General features: G+C 42.8%; 24 protein-coding genes. 12 read left to right on the top strand and 12 right to left on the bottom strand.

The window, feature by feature from the left end; translation table 11 throughout:
- The first annotated feature begins 27 nt into the window (after positions 1-27).
- From V6E90_RS20185 to V6E90_RS20205, 5 genes are all read left to right on the top strand, one after another.
- The gene (locus tag V6E90_RS20185; RefSeq protein WP_171553422.1) at positions 28-945 is read left to right on the top strand and encodes an RsiV family protein; all 918 of its coding nucleotides are present in this window, start codon (positions 28-30) and stop codon (positions 943-945) included.
- Entirely contained in the window at positions 945-1,760 is an 816-nt protein-coding gene (locus V6E90_RS20190; RefSeq protein WP_332606298.1) for a TatD family hydrolase, read from the top strand. The genes V6E90_RS20185 and V6E90_RS20190 overlap by 1 nt, the downstream gene beginning before the upstream one ends.
- A gap of 126 nt (positions 1,761-1,886) precedes the next feature.
- A complete protein-coding gene (acnA, locus tag V6E90_RS20195; RefSeq protein ID WP_332606299.1) occupies positions 1,887-4,643 on the top strand; it encodes an aconitate hydratase AcnA in 2,757 nt (918 codons plus the stop codon).
- A gap of 109 nt (positions 4,644-4,752) precedes the next feature.
- On the top strand, positions 4,753-5,940 hold the full coding sequence (locus V6E90_RS20200; RefSeq protein ID WP_332606300.1) for an MFS transporter: 1,188 nt from the start codon (positions 4,753-4,755) through the stop codon (positions 5,938-5,940).
- A gap of 61 nt (positions 5,941-6,001) precedes the next feature.
- Entirely contained in the window at positions 6,002-6,766 is a 765-nt protein-coding gene (locus V6E90_RS20205) for a tRNA threonylcarbamoyladenosine dehydratase (protein ID WP_016542021.1), read from the top strand.
- Between the two features lie 16 nt (positions 6,767-6,782).
- On the opposite strand, the gene V6E90_RS20210 is transcribed toward V6E90_RS20205, so the two are convergent.
- Entirely contained in the window at positions 6,783-7,262 is a 480-nt protein-coding gene (locus tag V6E90_RS20210; RefSeq protein WP_332606301.1) for a CHAP domain-containing protein, read from the bottom strand.
- Between the two features lie 671 nt (positions 7,263-7,933).
- On the opposite strand from V6E90_RS20210, the gene V6E90_RS20215 reads away from it, so the two are divergent.
- Positions 7,934-8,413 carry a copper resistance protein NlpE N-terminal domain-containing protein gene (locus tag V6E90_RS20215; RefSeq protein ID WP_016542024.1) on the top strand — a complete coding sequence of 160 codons (480 nt, stop codon included), beginning with the start codon at positions 7,934-7,936 and terminating at the stop codon, positions 8,411-8,413.
- Between the two features lie 176 nt (positions 8,414-8,589).
- Here V6E90_RS20215 and dusA read toward each other — a convergent pair whose 3' ends face one another.
- The 3 genes from dusA to V6E90_RS20230 form a co-directional block, all read right to left on the bottom strand.
- Positions 8,590-9,594 (bottom strand): tRNA dihydrouridine(20/20a) synthase DusA, encoded by a 1,005-nt coding sequence (gene dusA, locus V6E90_RS20220; protein ID WP_332606302.1) that lies wholly within the window; start codon positions 9,592-9,594, stop codon positions 8,590-8,592.
- Positions 9,595-9,706: 112 nt separating this feature from the next.
- Positions 9,707-10,900 (bottom strand): MFS transporter, encoded by a 1,194-nt coding sequence (locus V6E90_RS20225; RefSeq protein ID WP_332606303.1) that lies wholly within the window; start codon positions 10,898-10,900, stop codon positions 9,707-9,709.
- Between the two features lie 19 nt (positions 10,901-10,919).
- Positions 10,920-11,327, bottom strand: a complete 408-nt coding sequence (locus V6E90_RS20230; protein ID WP_332606304.1) for a RidA family protein — start codon at positions 11,325-11,327, stop codon at positions 10,920-10,922.
- 866 nt (positions 11,328-12,193) lie between these two features.
- Here V6E90_RS20230 and V6E90_RS20235 point away from each other — a divergent pair.
- The 3 genes from V6E90_RS20235 to V6E90_RS20245 are packed head-to-tail and all read left to right on the top strand — an operon-like array spanning position 12,194 to position 15,115.
- Positions 12,194-13,321 (top strand): Re/Si-specific NAD(P)(+) transhydrogenase subunit alpha, encoded by a 1,128-nt coding sequence (locus V6E90_RS20235; protein WP_065344047.1) that lies wholly within the window; start codon positions 12,194-12,196, stop codon positions 13,319-13,321.
- A 12-nt stretch (positions 13,322-13,333) separates the two neighbouring features.
- Positions 13,334-13,657 (top strand): proton-translocating transhydrogenase family protein, encoded by a 324-nt coding sequence (locus tag V6E90_RS20240; protein WP_005051598.1) that lies wholly within the window; start codon positions 13,334-13,336, stop codon positions 13,655-13,657.
- 3 nt (positions 13,658-13,660) lie between these two features.
- Positions 13,661-15,115, top strand: coding sequence for an NAD(P)(+) transhydrogenase (Re/Si-specific) subunit beta (locus V6E90_RS20245; RefSeq protein ID WP_171553414.1), 1,455 nt, complete (start codon positions 13,661-13,663; stop codon positions 15,113-15,115).
- Positions 15,116-15,173: 58 nt separating this feature from the next.
- Here V6E90_RS20245 and V6E90_RS20250 read toward each other — a convergent pair whose 3' ends face one another.
- The 8 genes from V6E90_RS20250 to V6E90_RS20285 all read right to left on the bottom strand — a co-directional run bounded on the left by V6E90_RS20250 (position 15,174) and on the right by V6E90_RS20285 (position 23,282).
- Entirely contained in the window at positions 15,174-15,995 is an 822-nt protein-coding gene (locus V6E90_RS20250) for an SDR family NAD(P)-dependent oxidoreductase (RefSeq protein WP_332606305.1), read from the bottom strand.
- Between the two features lie 180 nt (positions 15,996-16,175).
- Positions 16,176-16,796 (bottom strand): NUDIX hydrolase, encoded by a 621-nt coding sequence (locus V6E90_RS20255; protein WP_332606306.1) that lies wholly within the window; start codon positions 16,794-16,796, stop codon positions 16,176-16,178.
- 177 nt (positions 16,797-16,973) lie between these two features.
- Complete coding sequence (rsfS, locus tag V6E90_RS20260; protein ID WP_004655709.1) at positions 16,974-17,372, bottom strand: ribosome silencing factor; 399 nt, start codon at positions 17,370-17,372, stop codon at positions 16,974-16,976.
- Positions 17,373-17,453: 81 nt separating this feature from the next.
- Positions 17,454-18,248, bottom strand: a complete 795-nt coding sequence (locus V6E90_RS20265; protein WP_016542053.1) for a hydroxypyruvate isomerase family protein — start codon at positions 18,246-18,248, stop codon at positions 17,454-17,456.
- Positions 18,249-18,271: 23 nt separating this feature from the next.
- A complete protein-coding gene (locus tag V6E90_RS20270) occupies positions 18,272-19,138 on the bottom strand; it encodes an NAD(P)-dependent oxidoreductase (protein ID WP_262757857.1) in 867 nt (288 codons plus the stop codon).
- Complete coding sequence (locus tag V6E90_RS20275; RefSeq protein WP_262757858.1) at positions 19,135-19,542, bottom strand: hypothetical protein; 408 nt, start codon at positions 19,540-19,542, stop codon at positions 19,135-19,137. Before V6E90_RS20275 ends, V6E90_RS20270 begins: the two co-directional genes overlap by 4 nt.
- A 65-nt stretch (positions 19,543-19,607) precedes the next feature.
- Positions 19,608-20,396 (bottom strand): crotonase/enoyl-CoA hydratase family protein, encoded by a 789-nt coding sequence (locus V6E90_RS20280; protein ID WP_332606307.1) that lies wholly within the window; start codon positions 20,394-20,396, stop codon positions 19,608-19,610.
- 75 nt (positions 20,397-20,471) lie between these two features.
- Positions 20,472-23,282: a GacS-like sensor histidine kinase gene (locus V6E90_RS20285; protein WP_332606308.1), complete on the bottom strand. Its 2,811-nt coding sequence runs from the start codon at positions 23,280-23,282 to the stop codon at positions 20,472-20,474.
- Between the two features lie 149 nt (positions 23,283-23,431).
- Here V6E90_RS20285 and cysM point away from each other — a divergent pair, with 149 nt between their 5' ends.
- From cysM to rlmD, 3 genes are all read left to right on the top strand, one after another.
- Entirely contained in the window at positions 23,432-24,361 is a 930-nt protein-coding gene (cysM, locus tag V6E90_RS20290; protein WP_004655699.1) for a cysteine synthase CysM, read from the top strand.
- A gap of 81 nt (positions 24,362-24,442) precedes the next feature.
- On the top strand, positions 24,443-25,264 hold the full coding sequence (locus tag V6E90_RS20295) for a 3'-5' exonuclease (RefSeq protein WP_262757859.1): 822 nt from the start codon (positions 24,443-24,445) through the stop codon (positions 25,262-25,264).
- A gap of 9 nt (positions 25,265-25,273) precedes the next feature.
- Positions 25,274-26,683, top strand: a complete 1,410-nt coding sequence (gene rlmD, locus V6E90_RS20300) for a 23S rRNA (uracil(1939)-C(5))-methyltransferase RlmD (RefSeq protein WP_332606309.1) — start codon at positions 25,274-25,276, stop codon at positions 26,681-26,683.
- Position 26,684: the final 1 nt, after the last annotated feature.

A 26,684-nucleotide genomic window follows, 5' to 3' on the forward strand; every position in this document is an offset into this window, starting at 1 on the left:
TGTAATAACAATGCTGATAGGTTTTAAATGAAAAAATTTTATAAATTTAGCGTCCTTGCATGTGCAATTCTGCTTGCCGCTTGCCAGCCGAAATCAGAGCCGAAAGAATCACAGGATAAACCCGCTGATCCACCTGTGGTACAGCAACCCGCCGAGCCAATCTTACGCGGTGAAACCGTGAAGTTACAGGTGAGTTTGCCTGAGTGTAAAGGCAATACCTGTCCTGATTTTACCGTTGAACGATTACAAAGTAATTTCCCGTTTATTGATCAATTACTGGATCAGCAAATTCTTGAGCAATTGGGCAAGATTTTAGATGTGGTCGATGCGGATGTTTCTGCGACTTCAACGCCTAAGACTGCTGAGGATAAATCGAGTTTGGATGCTCAGGCTCAAGCCTATGCCAATGCCTTTGTGAAAATCGATGAAGAGTTAAAAGCGCTCAGCAGTAGCCATCAAATTAGCTTGATGATTAAGCCCAAAATTTTGCAACCGAAAGGAACATTGGCAACCGTTGTATTAAATAGCAGCAGTTATTTGGGGGGAGCGCATGGCTCGACCTCACAGCGTTATTACAACTTTGATTTGACCACTCAAAAACAGATTCAATTACATGATTTATTGTTGCCTAAACAAAAAGCCACTTTAGACAAATTGGCACATGAGGCCTTTAAAACCTGGATTGTTGATTCCAAACTTGCAACGGATCCAAAGGAATATGAACAGGCTTGGCCTTTCCAAGTCACTGATAATTTCCTGTTAGGTGAGCAAGGGTTAATTTTGCAATATGGTGAATATGAAATTGGTCCTTATGTAGTCGGATTACCACGTTTAGTCATTCCATTTAGCGAATTACAAGGCGTGTTAAAGCCTGAGTATTTACCTAAAATAGATAAGCCAGCAGCAGCATCAACCCCTGCTGCAAGTACGCCAAGTCAAAGTTAATGCAACTGTTCGATACCCATACCCATTTTGATGTTGCCGATTTTGATATTGATCGGCAACATTTGGCTGAACAAGCAAAACAGGTTGGGGTCGATGCTTTGGTGTTAATCGGTTTTGTTGAATCACGATTCGATGAACTGATCCACACCCATCAACAATTACACGCTTGGGACAAGGTGCCGACTTCTTATCTGGCCCCTGGTTTACATCCTTTTTATATCGAACAACATCAGCCAGAACATTTACAGCGACTTGAGCACGTGTTACAGCAGCATGACTGTGTGGCGGTGGGTGAAATTGGTTTAGATACTTTTTTAAAACAACATAAACAGCCCGAACTGTTTGCCAAACAACAGCATTATTTTATTGAACAATTGGTATTGGCAACACAATATCAAAAACCAGTGTTATTACATATCCGTAAAGCACATGCAGAAACGATTGCCATTTTAAAAGCACAAAAATTTAAATTGGGTGGCATTGCTCATGCCTTTAGTGGTGGGGTGGAAGAGGCCAAGGCCTTGGTGAAATTAGGCTTCAAAATTGGGGTGACAGGACAAATTACCAATCCAAATGCAAAAAAACTGCATCAAGTGGTACACGCGATAGGCAGTGACAACTTGGTGATCGAAACTGATTGTCCAGATATGACGCCGTTGTGTTGCCAAACTTCGACCGAGTATCGTACCCGTAATACCCCAGTCAACCTACCTTATGTGCTGGAGAGTTTGGCTCAGACCCTTAACCAGCCTGAATTACAGCTGGCTGCACAACTTTGGCACAACTCACTGGCTGCGTTGCGACTTAAATTTTAAGAGAATAAGCAAATAATCTCGTTAAAAATAAGATACTAAAAGGGAACACATGCTTTTCTAAACAGGGGTACATTAAAAGAACAATTTGATAATAAACACATCAGCCAATACTGGGAGGGCGACCTTATGGCCAGATATAGCAAAATCAATAGTTTCAATGCATTACAAACACTCAGCGTCGGTTCGACATCCTATCAAATCTTTAGCTTGGCGCGAGCAGCTCAAACCCTCGGTAATATTGAACGATTACCGAAGTCTTTAACGGTTTTGCTAGAAAATCTACTCCGTTTTGAAGACCAAAAAAGTGTAAAAGTGGAGCATATTCAAGCACTGGTCGATTGGCAAAAAAGCAAACGTTCAGATCAAGAAATTCAATATCGACCTGCACGGGTACTGATGCAGGATTTTACCGGTGTTCCTGCAGTGGTCGATCTGGCAGCGATGCGTGCTGCGATGGCACAGGCAGGTGGTGATCCCAACCTGATTAACCCTTTATCTCCTGTGGATTTGGTGATTGACCATTCAGTAATGGTCGATCATTTTGCCGATGACAATGCCTTTGCTGAAAACGTTGAAATTGAAATGCAGCGCAATGGTGAGCGTTATCAATTCCTACGTTGGGGACAATCTGCCTTTAATAATTTTAGTGTGGTGCCACCCGGTACAGGGATTTGCCACCAAGTCAATTTAGAATATTTAGCGCAAGCCGTTTGGTTAGGTGATGATGAAGGTCAGGTTTTTGCCTTTCCAGATACCTTAGTTGGAACAGATTCGCATACCACCATGATCAATGGTCTTGGTGTATTGGGATGGGGTGTTGGAGGGATTGAGGCCGAGGCAGCAATGCTCGGGCAACCTGTATCAATGCTGATTCCAGAAGTGATCGGTTTTAAACTGACTGGAAAATTAAAGGAAGGCATTACTGCAACAGATTTGGTCTTAACCATTACTCAGATGTTGCGTCAAAAAGGCGTGGTTGGAAAATTTGTTGAGTTCTATGGCGATGGTTTGGCAGATTTACCTTTGGCAGATCGTGCCACCATTGCCAATATGGCACCAGAATACGGTGCGACTTGTGGATTTTTCCCGATTGATGAAGTGACGCTGGGTTATTTAGCATTGACGGGACGCAAACAAGACCGTATTGATTTGGTCGAAGCTTATAGTAAAGAACAAGGCTTATGGCGTCATACTGGTGATGAGCCAATTTTTACCGATACGCTCAGCTTGGATATGAGTACGGTGCAAGCCAGTCTGGCAGGACCAAAGCGTCCACAAGATCGGGTTTTGTTGGGCGATGTTCCGAAAACCTTTAATGCATTGATGGAATTGAATCTCAAACCCGCCAAAGAAGCCAAAGAACGTTTAGAGAATGAAGGCGGCGGCGGTACGGCGGTTGAAGCCAAGAAAGCGAATTTGGCGCATGAACAACCTTCTTGCACCATTGAAGGTAAATCTTATCCATTGAATCATGGTGATGTGGTGATTTCCGCGATTACCTCATGTACCAATACCTCGAATCCAAGTGTGATGTTGGCGGCGGGTTTACTGGCGAAAAAAGCCATTGAAAAAGGTTTGCAGCGTAAACCGTGGGTGAAAAGCTCACTGGCGCCTGGTTCTAAAGTGGTGACTGATTATCTGGCCGCGGCGGGCTTAACGCCGTACTTGGATGAGTTGGGCTATAACTTGGTCGGTTATGGTTGTACGACTTGTATTGGTAACTCTGGACCTTTGCCTGAACCGATTGAAGAAGCAATTCAATGTCATGATTTGAATGTAGCTTCGGTACTTTCAGGTAACCGTAACTTTGAAGGGCGTGTTCATCCTTTAGTGAAAACCAATTGGTTGGCCTCACCACCACTTGTTGTGGCCTATGGTTTGGCGGGAAATATTCGGACTGATTTAACCACTCAGCCGATTGGACAAGATCAAAATGGTCAAGATGTCTATTTGAAAGACATCTGGCCAAGTCAGATTGAAATTGATCAAGTCTTGCAGAAGGTCAATACCGACATGTTCCATAAGGAATATGCAGCGGTGTTTGATGGAGATGCAACTTGGCAAGCGATTCAGATTCCGCAAAGCCAAACTTATGCGTGGCAAGAAAACTCGACCTATATTCGACATCCGCCATTTTTTGAAGAAATTAATCAACCTCCAAAAGCCATTACTAATATTGAGCAGGCTAGAATCTTGGCGGTATTGGGTGACTCGGTCACCACCGATCATATCTCTCCAGCAGGGAATATCAAGAAAGACAGCCCAGCAGGACGTTATTTACAGCAGCAAGGGGTCGAACCAAAAGACTTCAACTCTTATGGTTCTCGCCGTGGTAATCATGAAGTGATGATGCGTGGGACGTTTGCCAATATTCGGATCAAGAATGAAATGCTGGATGGTGAAGAGGGCGGCAATACCATCTTCATCCCAACAGGTGAAAAGCTGGCCATCTATGATGCATCCATGCTTTACCAGCAACAGCAAACGCCGTTGCTGATTATTGCAGGTAAGGAGTATGGAACAGGTTCGTCACGAGACTGGGCAGCAAAAGGCACTAATTTATTAGGCGTTAAAGCGGTCATTGCCGAGAGTTTTGAACGGATTCATCGTTCGAATCTGGTCGGGATGGGGGTATTGCCTTTGCAGTTTATAGATGGACAAACCCGTCAATCCTTGAACCTCACTGGTCGTGAAGTACTGTCGATTCATGGCCTATCTGATGATATCCAACCGCATCAAACACTGGATATTCAGGTTGTACGAGAAGATGGTAGTCAAGACCAGTTTAAAGTGTTGTGCCGCATCGATACCTTGAATGAGGTGGAATACTTTAAAGCAGGCGGTATTTTGCATTATGTACTACGCAATCTGATTGCTGCATAACGAGACACCTTCTGAAAAAAAGATGAAAGCTGGTCTTTCATCTTTTTTTGTTTGAATTTCAAGCATTCAGCGTTAAGGTAGTCAGGCTCGATTAAATTGGATAAAGGCTTTGAATCAGTTACCCCGCTATGTTTATTATCTGTTGGTGGCTCAGGCCTTTAACTTAATTGCTGCCGTCTTATCAGTAACAGTTTCAGCAATTGTGGGGTTAAAACTGGCGCCGACTCAAGCACTCGCCACAGTGCCTTATGGCTTGCAATTCTTGGCAATGCTGCTGACCACTTTTATTTTCTCTTTTTTAATGAAAAAGTTTGGTCGGCATGTGGTATTCCAATTTGGTTGTGTCTGTCTTTTCTTTGCTGGTGTTCTCGGTTATTTAGCCCTACGGCAGCAACAATTTTACTTATTGTGCCTGAGCCATTTTTCTCTGGGTTTATTCATTTCCACCGCGAATTTTTATCGTTTTGCTGCTTCTGATCGTTTGGCGACAGATTTAATTCCGAAAGCTACTGCGATGGTCATTTCGGGTGGTGTGGTTGCTGCGGTGATTGCACCGATGTTGGCAATCCAATTTCAACAGGTGCAAGGATTACCCGATTTCACTGCGATCTATTTAATTTTTAGTGTTTTGGCGTTGTTCCTCTCTCCAATTCTGTATGTGTGGAATCAACAGTTTCAAATACAACAAACCGAGCAAATAGAGACAGCATCCATTCCGCGTGCCAAATTGCCGAATACTTTGATTATCGCTGCCGTCATCAGCGGTGCTTTTGCTTACTATATTATGAATGTGATGATGATTATGTCCTCCTTGCATTTAAAGGAGCATCATTCATTTCATTATGCTTCGATCTCGATTCAGCTACATGTATTGGCGATGTTTATCCCGTCCTTCTTTGTCTCTAAACTGATTCAACGCTGGGGCACATACAGCACGATTTATCTCGGTTTTGCTTTGTTGATGCTATCTTCCCTGATTCCAATATTTGGACAAGTGGGGATCTATATTAATATTGCTTTGATCGTGCTCGGTGTCGGCTGGAATTTTGCTTATTCAGGTGCATCAACCTTGTTAGCCGGTCTTAACGAGCAGCAAAAACATCGTGTCCAATGCATCAATGAAACAGGAATTGCCTTATTTGCGACCTTAGGGGCATTTTTACCTGCACCGATTTTAAGTAGCCTCGGATGGATCAATGCAAACCTATTGGCTTTATGCATGAGCCTGATGGTTTTTATCCTGTTGGTTATTTTAATTCGTCGAGATCAATCATCCCCTAAAGTTTCACGGGGCTAACCTAAAACAAGTGAAACACGCTAAAATAGTGCTTTGATTAAAAAGATAGACCACGACTGTGATGACCGATGTTCCTGTAAATGATGAATATGAACGCCGTTTTGCTGGTGTTGCCAAAATTTATGGAGAAAATGCCTTTTCGCATTATGAACACAGTCATGTCATGGTGATTGGGATTGGTGGTGTTGGCAGTTGGGCGGTTGAGGCACTGGCACGTACAGGGATTGGTGAATTAACTTTGGTCGATATGGATGTGGTCGCAGCATCAAATATTAACCGTCAATTGCCTGCGATGAGCTCAACACTCGGACAAGAAAAAATTGAAGTGATGGCGGAGCGTTGTCGCCAGATCAATCCACGCATGAAAGTGAATGTGATTGATGACTATCTGACGCCTGATAATGTCAAAGAAATTTTAAATCCAGTACCAAGCATTGTTTTGGATTGCATCGATGATGTCAAAGCCAAACTTGCCTTGATGCTGCATTGCCGCTTTAACAAGATTCCGTTGATTGTTTCGGGTGGTGCGGGTGGTAAACTCGACCCACTGAAAATTCGGGTGGCAGATTTGTCCAAAACCGAACAAGATCCAATGTTGGCAAAGTTACGCACGCAACTGCGTTCTATGGGGATTTGCAAAAAGCCAAAAGAGAAATTTGGCATCACTTGCGTGTATTCGATTGATAACCCATTTTCCAGTGCGGATGTTTGTCCAAGTGCGGGTCTGCGCTGCGGGGGATATGGTTCGGCGGTGGTGGTGACTTCAAGCTTTGCCATGGTGGCGGTGGCTGAAGTCTTAAAGAAACTGGATAAAATCCGAACCTAAATCAGATTTCAATTGATTAAGCCTGTGGATATTGCGGCGGTAAACGGTAATAGGTATAGGTGACATTTGGGTCTTTATAGACGTCATAACTGGTTTGCTTAAAATCAGAAACCCATTGTGAACCCGTAAAGCCAGCAATGTGCCCATAGCGATGCTTTTTAGTGCGGTGGATAATGTAAATATCACCAGGTTGCGGGTTGTTAAACGCAGGTGTAATTTTTTGATAACCAATCTGCTGTAGAGTGCGGCCCCAGTCTGACGCAGCCACTGGATGCTGGACAATATTGGCACCTGCTGACTGTAGGGCGATTCTGACAAATTTAGCGCATTGTGATGAACTACGATAAGAGGCACGCTTTGCCAATTTCTGAGAGAATTTATCAACATCAATTGCTGGTACTGATGCAGGCTTCGGCATTTCTCGATAAGGAATAACCACCTGTTGCGAGGGTGGGTGAATCATACTGTGATCAACTGAAGGTACATCATAAATCATTGTGCATCTCTACCGCATTTTCAAAACAACTGAACGTGTGCCAGAATTTATTACGGCGCCCATAGTAAGCGATAAATCTTAAAAAAACTGAAATGTAACGTAATAATATAACATTTGAGCTGTTGTACTGATCACTTAGGGTAAATTAGCAGTTAAGAATCTTTTTCATTATCAGTAATTTGTTGGTTAATAAGTTTCAATAAAATGATTTGTAAGATTATATTTCATTTTTGATTGAAAATTAGGCAATTTAGTGTGGTTGATCTGATTTGGTTTAATGGTGGTTTTATTACAAGCTTATGTTTATTATAAAAATATTTAAAAGGTGACTTGAAATTATCCATCCAGAAAAGTTTTCTGATTTCGATTAGATCGCGCAACTCATTCAGCCATATATCAAAGACTTTGCTTTGAATACAAGCGTTTTTAAAATATTCAGTTCAATATTGCGACGCTTGGTTGTGAACACTTCAATATAAATCACCTCATTTTGAATAAAAAACAGAACCATTGAGCCGTAGTGTTTTTTACATTAAATCTAAAAATATCGTCTTTGGCGAACATATGTATTGAAGCACTTGCTTTGGTCGCATTCCTGAACGTATAGTGATGCGCCGCGTAGTATCGAACCTGCAATGAATTTTAAATATTGAGTTTGAGGGAAATCGGATATGAAAAAGACATTGCTGACTTCCTTTGTTTTTGCCAGTATCAGTTTGGGATGTTCACAGTCGAATGAGGCAAAAAATCAAAGTAATGCGCAAGCACAAACACCAGATGTACACTCAAATAAGCAACAATCAGTCAATCATCCTGAGCTCAAGGCATGGGTAGGGCATTATTCTGGTGTCGTTCCATGTGCGACATGCGTGACCAGTTGTGATGGCTGTTTGGGTACAGGAATTGATCTTAAAATTAATGCAGATCAAACCTTTGTATTGGAACAAACCAATAATAATGATAATCGCCCAGCTAAAATATATGCAGGACAATTTAAGTTTCTGGATAATGATCAGTTAAAGATTCAGCTACAAGGTGTTCCCACTCGGAATATGATAATGTTAGGTGATGAACTGACTGAAATCATTGATACAAAAACACAGATGCCTTTTGATTCTTATGAAGAGTTTCAGTTAGCTAAAAAAGCTTAAACTAACTTTGGTTGTTTCTGAAAGATAAAATTGTGAAACCTTGCTTGAGCATAACGGTTAATGCGAGTTGTTAAGCTCAAGGGATGAGAAGTTCGGATTTATAGCAAGTTCAACGCAGATGCAACATAGCGGTTTGCGCTATGTCCCAATGAAAACGTTATGCTGAGCGTATCAGATTAGTTCTGATGCTCTTTTAAATAATCTTCAGTGCGTTGCATCGCAGCTTGAATATTCTGAATGGCATTTTCAATGTCGGTGATGGTTTTGGCATTACCACCACTCAGCGCCTGACGCCATTTACGTGCACCTGGTAGGTTCTGAAATAAGCCCAGAATATGACGGGTGATAATTGAAAGCGGTGCACCTTCGGCCACACGTTGATGAATATAAGGCATCATTTGTTGCATGATCTCAAAACGATCAGGTGTTTCCAAATTCCAGAGCTGTCCCATCTCCGCCAATAGATAGGGGTTATGGTAGGCTTCGCGACCAATCATCACGCCATCGACATACTGTAAATGTTGCTGTGTTTCTTCAAAGGTCTTGATGCCACCATTAATTTCAATGGTGAGGTGTGGCCGTTCTTGTTTAAGGCGATAAACATCGTCATAACGCAAGGGTGGGACTTCACGGTTCTCTTTTGGAGATAAGCCCTGCAAGATGGCAATACGTGCATGCACAATAAAGTGAGTACAGCCTGTTGCAGCAACTGTATCGACAAAATGCAGCATCTCTTCATAAGAATGCATGTCATCAATCCCGATACGATGTTTTACCGTCACTGGAATCGAAACTGCTTTTTGCATACTGTGAATACATTCAGCCACCAGATTGGGTTCTGCCATTAAGCAGGCGCCAATTTTATTATTCTGTACGCGATCACTTGGGCAGCCGACATTTAAATTGACTTCGTTATAACCCCAGTCTTCTGCCATTTTGGTACAAGTTGCTAGTTCTTGTGGATTAGAACCACCGAGTTGCAGCACAATTGGCTGTTCTTGTTGATTGAAATCTAGGTGACGATTGGCACCGCCATAAATAATCGCACCCGTGGTCACCATTTCGGTATAGAGCACCACATTTGGGTTAAACAGGCGTGCAAAGAAACGATAGTCCTTGGTGGTCCAATCCATCATCGGCGCGACGGAAATACGTGGCTTTAATGATTCAAGTGATTGCATAAACAGATCTCGGATGTGGACAAGCAAAGAAAGGGCAGCATTATACGAGTTTTGTGATCAATTCACCAATGCTGATCCCCATCACTTCAATTTTCACTATGTGGATGAGTATCTAGGAGGTGATCATGTTGTTTTTCTTCGTCAAAAGATGGTCAAAGAAACTAAATAACATACAGGCAAAGACCAGACTGATTCCAGCCAAACAAGTCATGCTCCAGCCGCCGTGATTCCAGGCAAATATACCAAGGGCTGAACCGCATGCACCCCCAGTAAAGTAGGCGGTCATATAAATGGCATTGATACGAGACTTCGCATCAGGACGTAAACGGAAAATCACACTCTGATTGCTGGTATGGACTAAGGCCAATGCCAACTGAATCAATGCAAAGCCGAGAATATAACTGAATAAAAATGTTTGTCCAAAATAGAAGCAGATCCAACTCAGAATAAATAAGCCACAACCTATCCAAGTCAATTGGCTGGTATAGCCCTGATCTGCATATTTACCGATATATTGCGTAGAAAGGGCACCAAAGATCCCGACCAAAGGCACCATACCAATTAAAAGATCCTGAAGTTGGTGTGCTGAGGTCAACAGTAGCGCAATTGTTGAATACAAAATACTGACCGCAGCGAAAGCAAAACCACCTGCAAGCGCGCGTAAGACTAAGCGTTTCTCTTGTTTGAGCAATTGCGCCATGGAGACAAACACTTGGCCATAATTCATTTTCATGCGCATGGCATAAGGTAAGCGGCTTTTCAGGGCATAGGCCAAGACCAGCATGAGCACGCCACTGACCACATAAATGACTTTCCAATGGAATAGATTAGAAAACAAGCCTGCAAGACTGGTGGAAAGTAAAATACCCACCAGTAATCCGCTCATCAAGAAACCAATGACCTCACCCGTCTTTTCGGGTTTCACCGTCATGGTGGCAAGCGGAATTAATACCTGCGCTGCCACGGAGAATAGCCCTGCCATGACGGTACCGAGCCAAAGCATGGGTAGGTTGACCGAGAAAGCACTAATAAATAAACCTACAGCACAAAATACCATGAGCAAAGGAATGAATTTGGTTTTGTTCACCACATCGCCCATTGGGACAATAAACAGCAGGCCAAGTGCATAAGAGACTTGCGCAAAAGTTACTGTAAGCGCCGCTTGACCTTCGGTCACTGCAAAATACTGCTGAATCGAGTGAATCAAAGGCTGACTATAATAGTTGGCACCCGCACATAAACCACATGCTGCAGCCATAAACCAAAGTAAGGTTTTATTTTGACTAATATCTTGAGGGGCAGACATAATTTTCTCTATTACTGGTTTATGCGGTATAGGCGGTTGCTTCAACTTCAATTTGCATCCCTGTTAATGCCAAGTGTGATACAGGAATAAGGGTGCAGACAGGAAAGGCATGCTGCGGCCATAAGTGTTGTATGGTTTGAGCCAAGATGTGAAGTTTCTCCGCATTATGGTCAACCACGAGCATACGTAAAACCGCAATATCTGACAGTTGTGCTTGGGCTGAAGTTAAAGCGTGTTGAATATTATAGAAGACTTGTTGTACCTGTTGGTCAAAATCTTTAGAGAGCTCACCATTTTTATTTTCACCCCCCTGACCTGCAATATGAATGATCCGCATATTGGGTGGAACAATGGTCACATGACTATAGCCATTACTGCGTGGATCATAAAGTTCACTGGGATTGATCATTTTAAAGGTCGGTTTCATCCTGACACATCACATTGAAGATGGAGATGCCTCAGTATCAAAGCTCAATCTAACTTGAGGTCAAGAATATTTTGAACCTAAAGCCAGCAGAAGTCAGAATAAATGAGCGATTTTTCCGTATTTGGGTTTTTTAAAAATTAAATTGAAGCGATGAATTGAGTGGGTGTTTAATATTTGCACCAATATTGTGCAATAAAGCGGCTTTTGCTAGACAAAACCATACAAATATCACTTGAAAAAATGCCTATTTAAGTTTTTTTCATTCTTTTAAATTTTTCTGAGCAATTTACTTCATTCAATTCAGATTTATTGATAAAGAGAAACCTCCCTTTATAGGCTCTCTTGACGGCTTGTTATAAATTGTTTGATAAAAACTCGCCGAAAAGACCAATATAAAGTGAAGAGAAGCCAATCCCTCGCCACAACTGCATGATTATGATGCCGATTCAACCAATACATCGCTAGAGCGTCAAAGAAATAACCAATGTCGATGAAAATGGATTTGGTTAAACGCTCCTGATGATCAGGATGAGAAGTAGAGATGTTGAATAGATACCGCTGTGATCGTCCAAATCAGGAAGGGCACAGTATAGAAATGAACCGATTCAGTGCGTAAGCGGTCAGATTTGTATGTGAAGAAGAGATGAAAGATCTGCCTTGTTCGATCAAAAGACAAACCTGCGGATCATACAAGCTCTAAATATAAATGTGAATCATCAGTTCAAAATATAGGTATTTATTAAATAAATATTGGGTGGAAATTTAAAAAAGTTCCATTAGAATCCAAATTTCTACAAAGAATACTCCTGGGGGAAACATTGCTCTTGGCGATGTTTACTTAAGAAAAACTAGCTTGAGGAACGCTCATGCAGATCGGAATCCCAACCGAAACTGTTGCAGGTGAAAGTCGTGTAGCGGCTACACCAGAAACAGTTAAGAAGTTGATTAACGCAGGACATAGTATTGTCATTGAACGTGGTGCTGGTGTTAAAGCTGCGTATATTGACAGTGCTTATGAACAAGTTGGCGCAACCATTACGGACGATGCTTATACAGGCAGCCAAATTATTTTGAAGGTACGTGCCCCTAAAGGCGATGAAATTCAAAAGCTTGCGGCAAATACGACTGTAATTGCAATGTTTGACCCTTACCGCAATCCAGAATTAGACCAGTTTGCAACTCAGCAAGTGTCTGCTTTTGCGTTGGAATTACTGCCACGTACGCTATCACGCGCACAAAATATGGACGTACTTTCTTCTCAAGCAAACTTGGCGGGTTATAAGTCTGTATTGTTAGCTGCGGCTGAATATCAACGTATGTTCCCAATGTTAATGACGGCTGCAGGTACTGTGAAACCTGCGCGTGTTGTGATTATGGGTGTTGGTGTTGCGGGTCTTCAAGCGATTGCGACTGCAAAACGTTTGGGTGCAGTGGTTGAAGCAACTGACTTACGTCCAACAGCTAAAGAGCAGGTTGAGTCTTTAGGCGGTAAATGGCTTGATGTGCCAATGTCCGATGAAGAAAAACAACGTGCTGCTGAAGCTGCGAAAAGCGGCTATGGTTGGCAGCCGGGTGAGCAATACATTAAAGATCAAGCTGCGATTGTAGATAAAGCTGTATCAAATGCTGACATCGTAATCACCACTGCATTGATTCCAGGTCGTAATGCTCCACGTTTAATTAAAGCTGAAACCGTTGCCAAAATGAAACCGGGTTCTGTCATTTTAGATATGGCAGTTGAAACGGGCGGTAACGTTGAAGGTTCTAAAGAAGGCGAAACAGTCACAACTGAAAATGGCGTGAAGATTTTGGGTATTCCAAATATTCCAGGCACAGTTGCAACTGAAGCATCTGCATTGTATGCACGTAACGTTTTTAACTTCCTTGAGACATTATTCGACAAAGATAAAGCTTTTGCGATCAATCAAGAAGAAGAAATCCAAAAAGCGTTACTTGTGACACATGGCGGTCAAGTACTGCTCAAGCGCGGTTAAGGGAGAGTTCTCATGGTTGAAACGATTACAATTTTCGTCCTTGCCATCTTCGTGGGTTATTACGTGGTTTGGGGTGTAACACCTGCGTTACATACACCACTTATGGCAGTAACCAATGCGTTGTCTTCAATTATTGTTGTTGGAGCAATGATCCAAACTGTGGGTATGCCAGTGATTGGATTAGATGCAAATGTTGCATTTCAAAGCGTAAACGTAGTCAGTGTCCTTGGTGCGATTGCTGTGTTCTTGGCAAGTATCAATATCTTTGGTGGCTTTGCTGTAACTGCACGTATGCTTGAAATGTTCAAGCCAAAGCAAAAGAAAAAAGAGGGCTAATCGATGGAATTTATTCGAGACTATGCGGAATGGTTCTACCTGATCGGTGCCGTCCTTTTTATCTTAACCTTACGTGGTTTGTCAGGTCCTAAGACTGCGATTGCAGGTAACCGTTACGGTATGATCGCTATGGCGATTGCTGTAGCAACAACGTTCTTTGTTGCAGAACATCCTGTTGTTTGGATGATCGTTGGTGCAATGGTATTAGGTGGTATTGTTGGTATCGCTCGTGCGAGAACAGTTCCAATGACGCAAATGCCTGAAACAGTTGCATTAATGCACTCATTGGTCGGTTTGGCTGCGGTATTAATTGCAATTGCTGCAATTTTGCATAACAACCAATTGACGGCATTATTTGCTGAAAATGAAGCTGCTTTAACTGCTGCTGGCGTACAACATGCTCATATGAGTAAGGTTCATTTATTTGAATTGTTTGTTGGCTGCTTCGTGGGTGCGATCACATTTACTGCATCTGTATTTGCTTACGGTAAATTAGCTGCGAAGAAATGGGCAAAAACCATTTCTGGTGCATGGGTTAAACCTGTTCAAGCGCTTATCTTTATTGCAATGCTTGCAGCAGGCATCATATTCTTCTTAACGAATAATATGACTGCATTCTGGGCAATGACAGCACTTGCACTTGCATTTGGCTGGGTATGGATTGCACCAGTCGGTGGTGGTGATATGCCAGTTGTGGTATCACTTTTGAACTCATTCTCTGGTTGGGCTGCGGCAGGTATTGGTTTCACACTTGAAAACAATATGTTGATCGTTGCAGGTTCGCTTGTAGGTTCTTCTGGTGCGATTCTTTCTTACATCATGTGTAAGGCGATGAACCGTTCAATCATCAACGTTTTGTTTGGTGGTGCAATGGGTGGTGCAGCAGTTGCATCGGCAGATAAGGGTGAGCAAGTTCAACGTAACCATCGTTCTGGTTCAGCAGATGACGCAGGCTTCTTGATGTCAAATGCAGACAGCGTTGTGATTGTACCGGGTTATGGTATGGCGCAAGGTCGTGCACAGAATGCGGTGAAAGAATTGTGTGAAATCTTGAAAGAGCAGGGCGTAAAAGTTCGCTTCGCGATTCACCCAGTTGCTGGTCGTATGCCTGGTCACATGAACGTATTGTTAGCAGAAGCAGATGTTGCCTATGAAGACATCTTGGAAATGGATGAGATTAACTCAGATTTCCCTGCAACAGATGTGGTACTGGTGATTGGTGCAAACGACGTGGTGAACCCTGCGGCGAAAGACGATCCGACTTCACCGATTTATGGTATGCCGATTCTTGAGGCGCATAAAGCACGTACCATCATGGTGATCAAGCGCTCTATGGCGACAGGTTATGCTGGCTTAGACAATGACTTGTTCTACAATGAAAAAACCATGATGATCTTCGGTGATGCCAAGAAAGTTGTGGAAGATATGACAAAAGCAATCAATGGTGGTGGTCACTAAACTGACCCCAAATAAAAAAGCCACCCTTAGGTGGCTTTTTTATTTGGGGTGATTTGTTTTAAAGAAACTTTGCTACAAGATTCATTGATTGTTGATATAGATCCCGTGCCAATTGCTGATTTTTGGCATGTGAAGATTTCCAATCCGGCATATGGGCGCTGACATATTCTCCATTGCGGTTTTTCCATTCATCGCCAATTGCCATTTGGGTAATCAGGTTTGCAGGAACAGAGGTTGGGACGAGACCTAGTTTCATTGCCGCATAGACAGGCTTAGGCAGATCGCGATAAATATCCGAAGCGACACCTCCTGGGTGTAGGGCATTATTGGTGATTGAGCTATCAGCGAGCTGTTCTGCCAATGCATTGCTGAGCAGTAAATTGGCAAGCTTGGATTGTCCATAATAAAACAACGGATTGTAAAAGCCTTCTGCGCGGAATTTATTGGGTTTGATTGAACCGACCCAATGTGCAATCGAAGCCAAATGGACAATACGTGCTTGAGGCGATTGTTTTAAAACAGGAAGTAATTTTTGGGTTAATAAAAAATGACCCAAATAATTGACGCCAAACTGTTGCTCAAAACCATCCGCAGTCAGTTGTTTGGTTTTGGCAAATAAGCCTGCATTGTTGATCAACACATCCAGATTGCCATAACGATCTGCAATTTCATCTGCGGCTTTTCGGGTGAGTTCAAGGCTGTTGAGGTCGAGGGAGATGAGGTCAACTTGACCTTGATCGAGTGCACGTAATTTGTTTTGTGCTTGTTGCGCTTTCTGTGGGTTTCGGCAGGCTAGAATGACGTGTTGCCCTTGTTTAACCAACTGTTCTGCTGTGGCAAAACCAATGCCTGTATTGGCACCTGTAATCAGTATTTTCACTTCCTGTACTCCAGTTATGCTATTTCTTAGTGGGATTGCAAGAATCTGTATAGTGCTGCAATTTTGACAATTTGTCATGTCAAATTTAAAGATGGGAGATGACTGGTATTTGCTCATCTTTAGATGATACAAGTGTCATTATTTAAGCTTTTGTTTTTTATAAGCTTATTGAGTTAGAGCTTAGTCAAAATAGGTGTTCTCGGGTAGTCCTTGTAATAACTCAAAAAATTGGTGGATTTGTGCTTCTGTAACACGCGCCGTCGAAATTGGAGGTAATTCTTCCTTGCCAAAGAAACCCACCTCAGAGGTTTCGATGCTTGGCTTGAGTTCACCACCAATCAGTTCACACCAAAAAAAGGCTTTATATACGTGCAAGAACATGGCGGGGTGAGGGTGCTTTCTACGATCTGTGAGTGCGAGGAGTTTAACCGCCTTCACCTCTAATCCTGTTTCTTCAAGGACTTCTTTTTCAGCATTTTCTGCAGCGGAATAGCCAACATCCGCCCAACCTCCAGGAATAGACCATAAGCCATCCTGTGTCTCTTTGGCTAATAGCAGTTTATTGTCCTTAAAGACAACAGCACGCACATCAATTTTGGGTGTTGCATAGCCAATATCCTGCAGTACATCGGGGATAAAATGAGTGGTATCAATTTCTTTTAATTCAATCAGGGTGCGGACATGATCAAGTAATTGCTCATAACGCTCTTTATCGTATACATCTTTGCTATAGTGCAAACCTGATTGAGCCAATCCAGTAATCTTATGGAGTGTTTCAATCCATGCGGCTGAATCTTTCATTTTATTCTAGCTGTACTTGAAGAGAGGATTTAATACTAGCACTGCGATTATATTTTACAACGAATGGTCGGAAATTTAGGGCTAAATCGGCTTGTTAGGTGTTCTTGTTTAGAGCTATTTTTGACTTGAATTCGCTATAAAAAAAGCGACCTATTCGGTCGCTTTTTTTGAGGAGCTTTACGCTACAGATTCGGGTGCACGCCATAAGCTTTCTAAGTCGTAGAACTTACGCGCGGTTGGTAACATCACATGTACCACAACAAAACCGAGGTCGATTAAGATCCACTCAGCATCGCGTTCACCTTCGACACCGATTGGGCGGAAACCAGCTTTACGTGCTTCATCAGCAACATTGTCTGCAAGGGCTTTAACATGACGAGTCGACGTACCGCTTGCAATCACAATTGCATCGGCAACATTACTGATCGTACTTACGTCAAGTTCAAGAATATCTTTGGCTTTTACATCAGTGAGAGCTTCATGTACAACGTTTAGGCACGCTTGTACATCTTTGTTCGCTGTTTTGATTTTTAGGTCGTGAGAATTAGAAGCGCTGGGCGATGGTTCTAAATTCATAGAGGGTATATTTTCCTGACAATTACTCATCATCAAATATACCGTTTTTCTCTAAAAAGTTCAAATTTTAGCAGTAACAGTTTATGTATTCACATCATTGGAAAAATACTTATTTTTCCATGCAAAAGATTGATCTGACTGGATTTTTGGTCTGTATTCCGCTGCAATAAGACCTTGGTAGTCACTTTGCTGTAACCAGTCAAAGATTTGTTTGTAGGGGATATTTCCAGTATCAGGTTCATGGCGGTCTGGACAGTCGGCAAATTGGATGTGCCCAATCTGATCGATATTTTCCTGTAATCCCGCTAATACATCTTCACCCATCATCGCCATGTGGTAACAGTCATATTGCATTTTTAGGGCAGGATGATTGATGGCTTCCAGCATTTCTTGGGCTTGGGCAATGTTCTGAACCAAGAAGCGTGGCATATCGGTGCCATTAATCATTTCAAACACAGGTTCGATACCTTGTTCGGTCAGCATGTGACAGGCCAGTTTTAGATTGCTTGCAAGCGTGTTGAGACAAGGCAGCAGATCGGCATCCAGCGGTTGTTTACCGGCGAGAATATTCACGCGTGGCACATCCAGTGCAGTGGCGTAACGAATTGCCAGCTCAAGTGCTTGGTGGAATTCAATTTCTCGCCCTGGCACACCTGCAAGTCCATTGCCACCTTGCATCAAGTCACCTGCAGGGACATTAATCAGGCCGAGGGAAAGATTGTGTTGCTCAAGTTGAGTTCGAATATCAATCACATCGAGTTCATAGGGGAATTGAATTTCTACATGCTGAAAACCGTGAGCGTGTGCTAAGGCGAAACGCTCGATTAAAGGCACTTCAGTAAAGATCATGGATAAATTGACTGCAAGATGGCTCATGTTCGGACTCCCTGAATCAATAATTATTGTTGTGTAATTTTGATGATAGTCGCTAAATCCTTATCAGCAAAGCCATTTTCTTGGTGAGCTTGTAACTGTAATAGAGCTTTTTGTGCTACGGGTATCTTTAAGTTAAAACTTTGTGCCAGAAGTAGGGCATTGTTTAAATCTTTTGATAGAGTTTGCACCTTCCATTGTACGGGTTCAAAAGTATGTGTTGCCATCCGCGGCGCAAGGATTTGAAAGGGTTTTGAGTCGGCAAAACCGCCAGCGAGTGCAGGTGCGAGTAAGGTAGTATCAACGCCTGCTTGATCGGCAAGAGCGACTGCTTCTGCGATCAGGGTGCTATTGGCGGCAACAATCAGCTGATTACAAATTTTAGTCGCTTGTCCGGTACCTGACGTTCCCATACGGGTGACACGCTGTGAAAGTACATTGTAAATCGGGGTGAGTTGCTCGATCGTCTTCGCATCACCGCCAGCAAAAATCACCAATGTACCTTGTTCAGCCCCCATAGTGCCACCTGATACAGGCGAGTCAATCCAAGTGACCTGCTGTTGTTGAGCAAACTGAGCCAATTGTTGCGTCGCAGACACCGATAAGCTCGAGAAATCAACAATGATCTGCTCAGCTTTCAAATACGGTTGAATTTGGGTGAAAACATTTTGCACTGCTTGATCATCGGCTAAACAGGTCAAAATAACAGGGTAGCTGCCGATATCATCGAGCTTTAAGTGTAATGCACCTTGCTGCTGCAAAGGTTCACATGCGAGCGGACTACGGTTCCAGACTGCCACAGGATAACCTGCTTGTAAGAGTCGGCTGGCCATCCGTGTACCCATTAAACCCATACCCAAGAAAGCGATTGGTGTTTTTTGATTCAAGATCATGGAGATGTATTTCCTTTTTTTATTCGGCAAGCTTCGGTAAGTAAGCGGTCTGGCGTACTGTTGGGGATCGGTTGAACAGAACTATTGAAGCGTTCAGGATAATTTTTATAACTTCCATCCTTTGCATAAAAAGTTTGTTCTATTGGACTGAATTCATGGGTAATGCAATTCATCTTGCTTTTATAGGTTAAGTAAGCCTGACCTTTATAAATTTCATCGCATGCTTTCATTTCACTAAAATCATATTTTTCGAGCAGAATGTTTTTTTGAGCGGAAGTTTGATCATAAAAAACATGAATATTACAAGCATTCTCTTTGGCAGGAACCTCAATCCATTGAGTCGCATAAACCGTTTGTGCACAGGAAAAGAATATGATTAAGCTGATTATTTTAGAATGAAACATAAGTTGATAATTATTTAAGAAGTTGAATATCAGATTTCAAATGATCTGATATTCAATGTCTATGATTATTTGTATTGACGTGGTAAGAATTGAACTTCTGGGTTCTTGTCCTTTTTGCGGGCCAGACTGCTATTTTTACCCAAGAGTAGCTTGAGTTGCCAAAGTTTTTCTAAACGTAATGCTTTTTCCGGTTGGTGTTCCATCGCATCCAAAACACGTTTGGCTGCCATAATGGCATCTGGCGAGCGTTGTAAAATTTCTTCAGCAATGTCGTTTGCTTTTGCTAATGGATTATTGTCTAAATGAGTCACTAGACCAATCTCGTTGGCATATTTGGCATCAAAGATACGTGCTGTGAGTGTCAGCTCTTTAGCCAAATCGACCCCAATCAGACCTTTGAGTGAACGGGTGAGACCCATGTCAGGTACAAGGCCCCAACGGCTTTCCATAATCGACATTTGCGTGTTTGGTGTTGCGATGCGGATATCGGCAGCAAGAGCCAATTGCATCCCAGCACCGAAGCAATAGCCTTCGATTGCTGCAATCACAGGGATTGGTAGGTTCTGCCAAATCAAGAATGCTTTTTGAAATAGACTTTGTCCAGGCTTAATCAGTTCCCATGCTGCAAAAGCGGTATTTTTAGGATTGTTTAAATCAGAAAGGTCGATGCCTGCACTAAAGACCTGTGCTTCACCCGTGAGAATGACACAACGGATTGAACGATCTTTTTCAATTTTTTTTGCAGTTGCCACCAGTTCTTTGAGTAAGGCAAAGCTCATTGCATTACGTTTATCTGGACGGTTTAAGGAAACTGTTGCGATTCCATTGTTCTTTTCAACGCGTAAAAGTGCCATCTGCCTTACTCTTATTGTGTTTGATTTGGCAGCATAACATGAGTCCCTGCATTGAAACATGACAGGGCAGTCACGTTAATTATCGTAGCTATGCAAGATCAAATTAGCCGCCTGTCGAACCTGTTCAATCGCCGTGCTGAGCTCATTGAAACGATGATTGGTTTCACGGATAAACACATCATCAGCCTTGCGACGTTCTTTGCGTAGGGTCGAGACAAATTGCTCAAACTCACCGGACACTTGCTGCAAGTTCGGCGTGCCGACATAGCGGGTTGCACCATAGAGACGATGTAGCACATGTTCCAGTTGAGGGAAATCTTCCATCTCAATCAATTGCTGCATTTCAGCCAGTTCAGTATCAAAGCTATCCACCAACATATTTAATAAGTCTTGTGCCAAATCTTCTTTGTTGGCTGCAAGCTGTACACTTTGTTGCCAGTTCAGAATTTGTGGATCAATTGATTCGGTTGGGCGCTTCGGCTCGGTTGTTGCTGGTTGAGTCGTGAAATTGTTTTTGGTCCAATGAGTTAGTATCTGAATGATTTGCTCCATCTGGATTGGCTTGGTCACATAGTCATTCATACCAACTTTGAGTAGCTTTTGTTTTTCATCCGCCAATGCATGCGCGGTGAGTGCAATGATCGGCAGTTGCATGCCTGAATCCAGTGTGGATTCGAGCGAACGAATGGCACGCGTAGTATCAATCCCAGACATGACCGGCATTTGAATATCCATAAACACCAAGTCAAAAGGTGGAGACTTTTGTTCGATCCGTTCTTGGATAATGTCGATGGCCTTTTGTCCACTCAACGCTTTGGTGGTGGTGACATTCAACTCACCGAGCAAGGCTTCAAGTACAATTAAGTTTGGTAGGTGATCATCCACCGCCAAGACATGCAACCCCTGACCGTTAAAGTCTTCAGGCTCTTGCTCGAAAACAGGTTGATTGCCGAGCAATTGTACCAACTCACGGCGACTTAGCGGTTGATACAATGGACGTGCACGATACTCATTCAGCATGTTGGGCTCAAGACTCATCTGATAGCCATAAACCGCCAAATTGCCATGATAACGTTGACGAATTTCTTTGAGTAAAGCTTCGGTATCACCACTATGGTCGACAATCAACCATGTGTTTTCTTGTTGATTGAGATGATTTAAGCGACTGAATAAATCCAGAATGGATTGGGTCTCAATATGAGAGACATGATAATTCTCTAAATATGAACGCAGTACGCTGGCTGTTGCAGGATGGGCGAGATAAGACACCACTTGCAAATGGTCGAAACGTGGATGTTCAACAAACTCATCTTGTTCTTCCACTTTAAATGAAGCGGTAAACCAGAAGGTTGAGCCTTTTTCAGTTGGCGCGCGTTCTTGGTTATCTTCAAAGCCAATTTGTCCATGCATCAAATGCACCAACTGTTTGGAAATGGCAAGACCAAGTCCTGTTCCACCGAATTGACGTGTTACCGACGCATCCCCCTGAGAGAACGATTCAAATAACTTTTTGCGATCTGTACCACTCAACCCAATACCGCTGTCTTGTACACTAAAATGCAGTAAGCATTGTCCGATTTCATCATCTTCCATACGCACACGGACAATAATTTCCCCATCAGGGGTGAACTTGATCGCATTGGAAATCAGATTGGTCAGGATCTGCTTAAAGCGTAGCGCATCACCGACCACATGCTTTGGAATATTTTCTGCATAGTAGAAGGCCATATTGATATGCTTTTGCGCTGCCAATGGCGAGAGCATATCCATCACATCAAAAATGGCTTCTTCAAGGTCAAAGGGTGCAGTTTCGAGCTCAAGTTTGCCTGCATCAATTTTAGAGAAATCCAACACGTCATTAATCAGTGCCAATAGATGTGCTGATGATTTTCGGATGGTTTGCAGGTAGAGATTTTGCTCATTACTTAGGTTTTGCTGGCGCAGTAATAAATGAATAAAGCCATCAATACTATTCAGCGGAGTTCTGAGTTCATGACTGATGTTGGCCAAAAACACCGACTTGGATTGGTTTGATGAAATCGCTTGGTCACGTGCTTGGCGGTAGGTAATGTTCTGAACTTCTAGGGTGTCCAGTGTTCGACGTAAATCTTCTTCGGTTTGTTCAGTGTGTTCTTTTAACTCTAAGAAACTAAAGTGTAGCCGTTTCACTACATTGGCGATATCACGCTGTAGTAAACGCAGCTCACCGGTACTGTTCACCACAATATGCTGATCAAGGGTATCGGCGTTGAGGCGTTGCATTTGCATGCGAATTTCATATAACGGCGCCAACCAGCGACGAGAGAACACATTTAAGCAGAACAGGAGAATCAGTATGGTAATCAGTCCCGTCACAACCAAGGACAGTAGGATTTTATAGCGAGCCAATTCGAGGGGTTGGTTGTCTAACTCAATCATCAACCAAACAGCGTTAGGGTCGGCACTGTCGAGTTTCGAGCCATAAATACTGTTGTGATTGTGCGAAATTGGACCAAAGAAATTGCTGTTTTCTGGAAAGTTTGGCCAAAAGCGATTGTTTTGGTAACCAACACTTAAATAGGTTTGACCACGATTATCAATCAGTACCGCACGCTGTAGATTTTTTTCATCAAACATTTTCTGCATGATGTTTTGCGCGCGATCATATTGATCGGGTTGTTCTTGAACCAGTTTTAATAGGTCATTCGCAGTTTGGTGGTAACGTGCCAAAATTGCAGACGCATCAGAGCGTTGTTGTGATTTTGCAGAGCTGGTCGTTTCGGATAAAACCCAAAGAATGCCAACACCTGTCAATATGGCAATCGGCACTAAAATGAGTGCAATCAATTGCCCATAGGCATGATTGAGGCGTAAGCGTTTCGATATGGTCTTATTGAAATTTGACATAGTTCGGTCAGATTTATCATTCTGCGCAACATCTTAGCATGCTTTATGATAAGCGAAGACATCTGCTTGCCAATAAAAAGCAGAGTGAAATGGTGCAGTATTTCTGTTTTTTTCATACAATAGTCGCCACCTTAATATCGGTGTCGATCATGACGAATACGCAAACTGATTTTTTAGCAGATGAATTTTTACTGGATTACTATGTCGGTAAAACCCCTTTGGTGCGTTTGCAACGTTTAGCGTGTCATACCCAAGCCACGGTATTAGCAAAATTAGAAGGTAATAATCCAGCAGGATCGGTGAAAGATCGTCCTGCCTATAATATGATTGTTCAAGCGGAAAAGCGCGGACAGATTCAACCTGGGGATACCTTGATCGAAGCGACCAGTGGCAACACTGGGATCGCTTTGGCTATGGTTGCGGCTATGCGCGGCTATAAAATGAAGCTGATCATGCCGAACAACATGAGCCAAGAGCGTAAAGATGCGATGTTGGCCTATGGTGCAGAGCTGATTGAAGTCACGCAGCAGCAAGGCATGGAAGGTGCACGTGACCTTGCTTTACAAATGCAGGCTGAAGGCAAAGGCTTTGTGCTGAATCAATTTGGTAACCCTGATAATGTCGAGGCGCATTACCTGACCACAGGTCCTGAGATCTGGCAGCAAACAGGCGGGAAGATTACCCATTTTGTCAGCTCAATGGGGACGACGGGAACCATCATGGGGGTCTCTAAATATCTGAAAGAGCAAAACCCTGATATTCAAATTGTGGGCTTACAGCCTTCAGATGGCTCAAGCATTGCGGGGATTCGCCGTTGGCCAGAAGAATATTTACCGACCATCTTTGATCGTCGCCGTGTTGACCGCATCATTGATATTCCTCAAATTGAAGCAGAAAAAACCATGCGTAAGTTGGCACGTACTGAGGGCATCAGTGCGGGAACGTCTTCTGGCGGCGCAGTCTGGGCATCGATTAAAATTGCAGAAGAACAACCAGACGCGGTGATTGTCTGCATTATCTGTGACCGCGGTGATCGTTATTTATCGACGGGATTATTCTCAGTACAAGATGAAGACTAAGATTCGACCTTACGCTGTTATACTTGCAGCTCACCCTTGGTTGAAGGGAGCTGTATTGCAGCTCCGTAAGGGAATTTTGAGATGAATTTACGTTTTCCAATTTTAGTTTTTGATATTGAGACCCTGACCGATTTAAAAGCAGGTGCGCATCTTTATCATCTTGATTTACCCGAAACAGATGTAGAGCAGGCGCTCACCAAAATTCGTCGCCAAGAGTCGGGGATGGACTTTCAACGTTTGCCGCTGCATGAAATCGTCTGTATTTCTGGTTTATGGATTGATGAAAAAGGTTATCGTCTGTTTTCATTTAGCCAGGAACAGAACAGCGAAGCTGAGATGTTGGCAAAATTCTTATCGATCTTTGACAAGAAGCAGCCGACGCTGGTCAGTTGGAATGGCTCGCAATTTGATTTGCCTGTGATTCTGTTTCGTGCCATGTACCATGGCTTGTCTGCACCGAGCTTGTTTGATCAAGGTGAAATTGATCAGCAAAAACGCTTTAACAACTATCAGAACCGTTATCACCATCGTCATGTCGATTTGATGGATGTGATGGCGATGTTTAATGGTCGTAATTTCCAGAAACTGGATGATATTGCCTGTTTACTTGGTTTTCCAGGTAAGCGTGGTGAAACAGGCTATCATGTGCCTGAATATGTTCGTAACAAACAATGGTTAGAATTGACCAGCTATTGCGAAGGTGATGTATTGAATACGTGGTTGGTCTATCTTCGTTGGTTGTTGCTCAAAGGCCAGTTGAATCAAAAAGATCATCAGTATTTAGTTCAATCCACCATTGATTATTTACAAACGCAAACGCAACAAACAGATTTTTTACAGGTATGGCAGCAAACATCGCAATATACTGTATTCACCGCAGATACTTTTGCGCCAAAAAATTAGGTTCATCTTTTGAAACACAAAGCGAAACAACGTCCAACGCAATATCCAAGCTATACCTTTCAGATCGAGGCATTTTCTCATGAGGGGCGAGGCATTGCGCATTATGGAACGCATCCAGATCATCCTAAAGAAAAACACGGCAAGAAAGTTTTTATCCGTTATGCCCTTGTTGGTGAAACGGTGCAGGCCAAGATTAGCAATCAAACTTCACGCTTAGAAGAAGCGGATATGATTAAGCTGGAGAGTGAGCCAGCGAAAGGGCGAGTTGATCCGATTTGTCCACATTTTGGGGTGTGTGGTGGCTGTAGCTTGCAGCATATTCATCCTGATGAACAGATTGTGTTAAAACAAAACGTTTTAAAATCGCATTTAGAACATTTTGCGGGATTACAACCTGAACAATGGCTCGATCCGATTCGTTCAGTCAAAGCGGATTACCGTCGTCGTGCTCGAATTGGGGTGCGCTATATTGCCAAGCAAAATCGATTGGTGATGGGCTTTCGTGAGCACCACAGCAATCATTTAACTGCAATTCAGCAGTGTAAAGTGCTGGATCAAACTTTATCTGAATGTTTACCAGAACTTAAAAAACTACTCGAAAGTCTTACAGGCAAAGCGCATATTGGTCATATAGAATTGGCAATGGGCGACAGCGAGGTTGCATTATTAATTCGCCACTTAGATGAATTAAATGTGTCGGATGTCAACGAATTACGTCAATTTACGTTACTCAAAGGATGGCAGTTATATTTGCAGCCAAAAGGGGCAGATAGCTTACATCGCGTGGATGATTCACAAGCGGCAATGCGTTTGCATTACAGTTTAGATGATTTTGCCGTCAAATTCGCGTTTTCACCCTTAGACTTTACTCAAGTCAATAGTGGGGTAAATGCACAGATGATTCAGTTGGCATGTGAATTGCTTCAGTTACAGAAAGGGGAAAGAGTACTGGACCTATTCTGTGGGTTAGGTAATTTTTCACTCCCGATTGCACGTTGTGTGGGTGAGGCAGGTCAAGTGGTCGGTGTTGAAGCAAGTGATGAGATGGTCAACAGAGCAACTGAGAATGCGCAAGCAAATCATTTGTCTCAGGCGGCGTTCTTTTCACAAGATTTAACAAAAGACTTTTCGCATCATTCTTGGGCGAAACAAGGATTTGATGCATTATTAATTGATCCTCCACGATCAGGTGCATTTGAAGTCATGCAATATGTACCTAATTTTGGAGCGAAAAGAATCGTTTATGTATCATGTAACCCATCAACACTGGCAAGGGATGCAGGTGTACTGGCACAATATGGCTATCAATTGAAGAAAGCAGCAGTCATGGACATGTTTACGCATACTGAACATGTTGAATCGATTGCCCTGTTTGAAAAAGTTGAACGGCTTGAAAAAATCGAAGAGATAAACGATTAAA

Source organism: Acinetobacter sp. ESBL14 (assembly GCF_036668815.1).
Taxonomy (GTDB): Bacteria; Pseudomonadota; Gammaproteobacteria; order Pseudomonadales; family Moraxellaceae; genus Acinetobacter; species Acinetobacter gyllenbergii.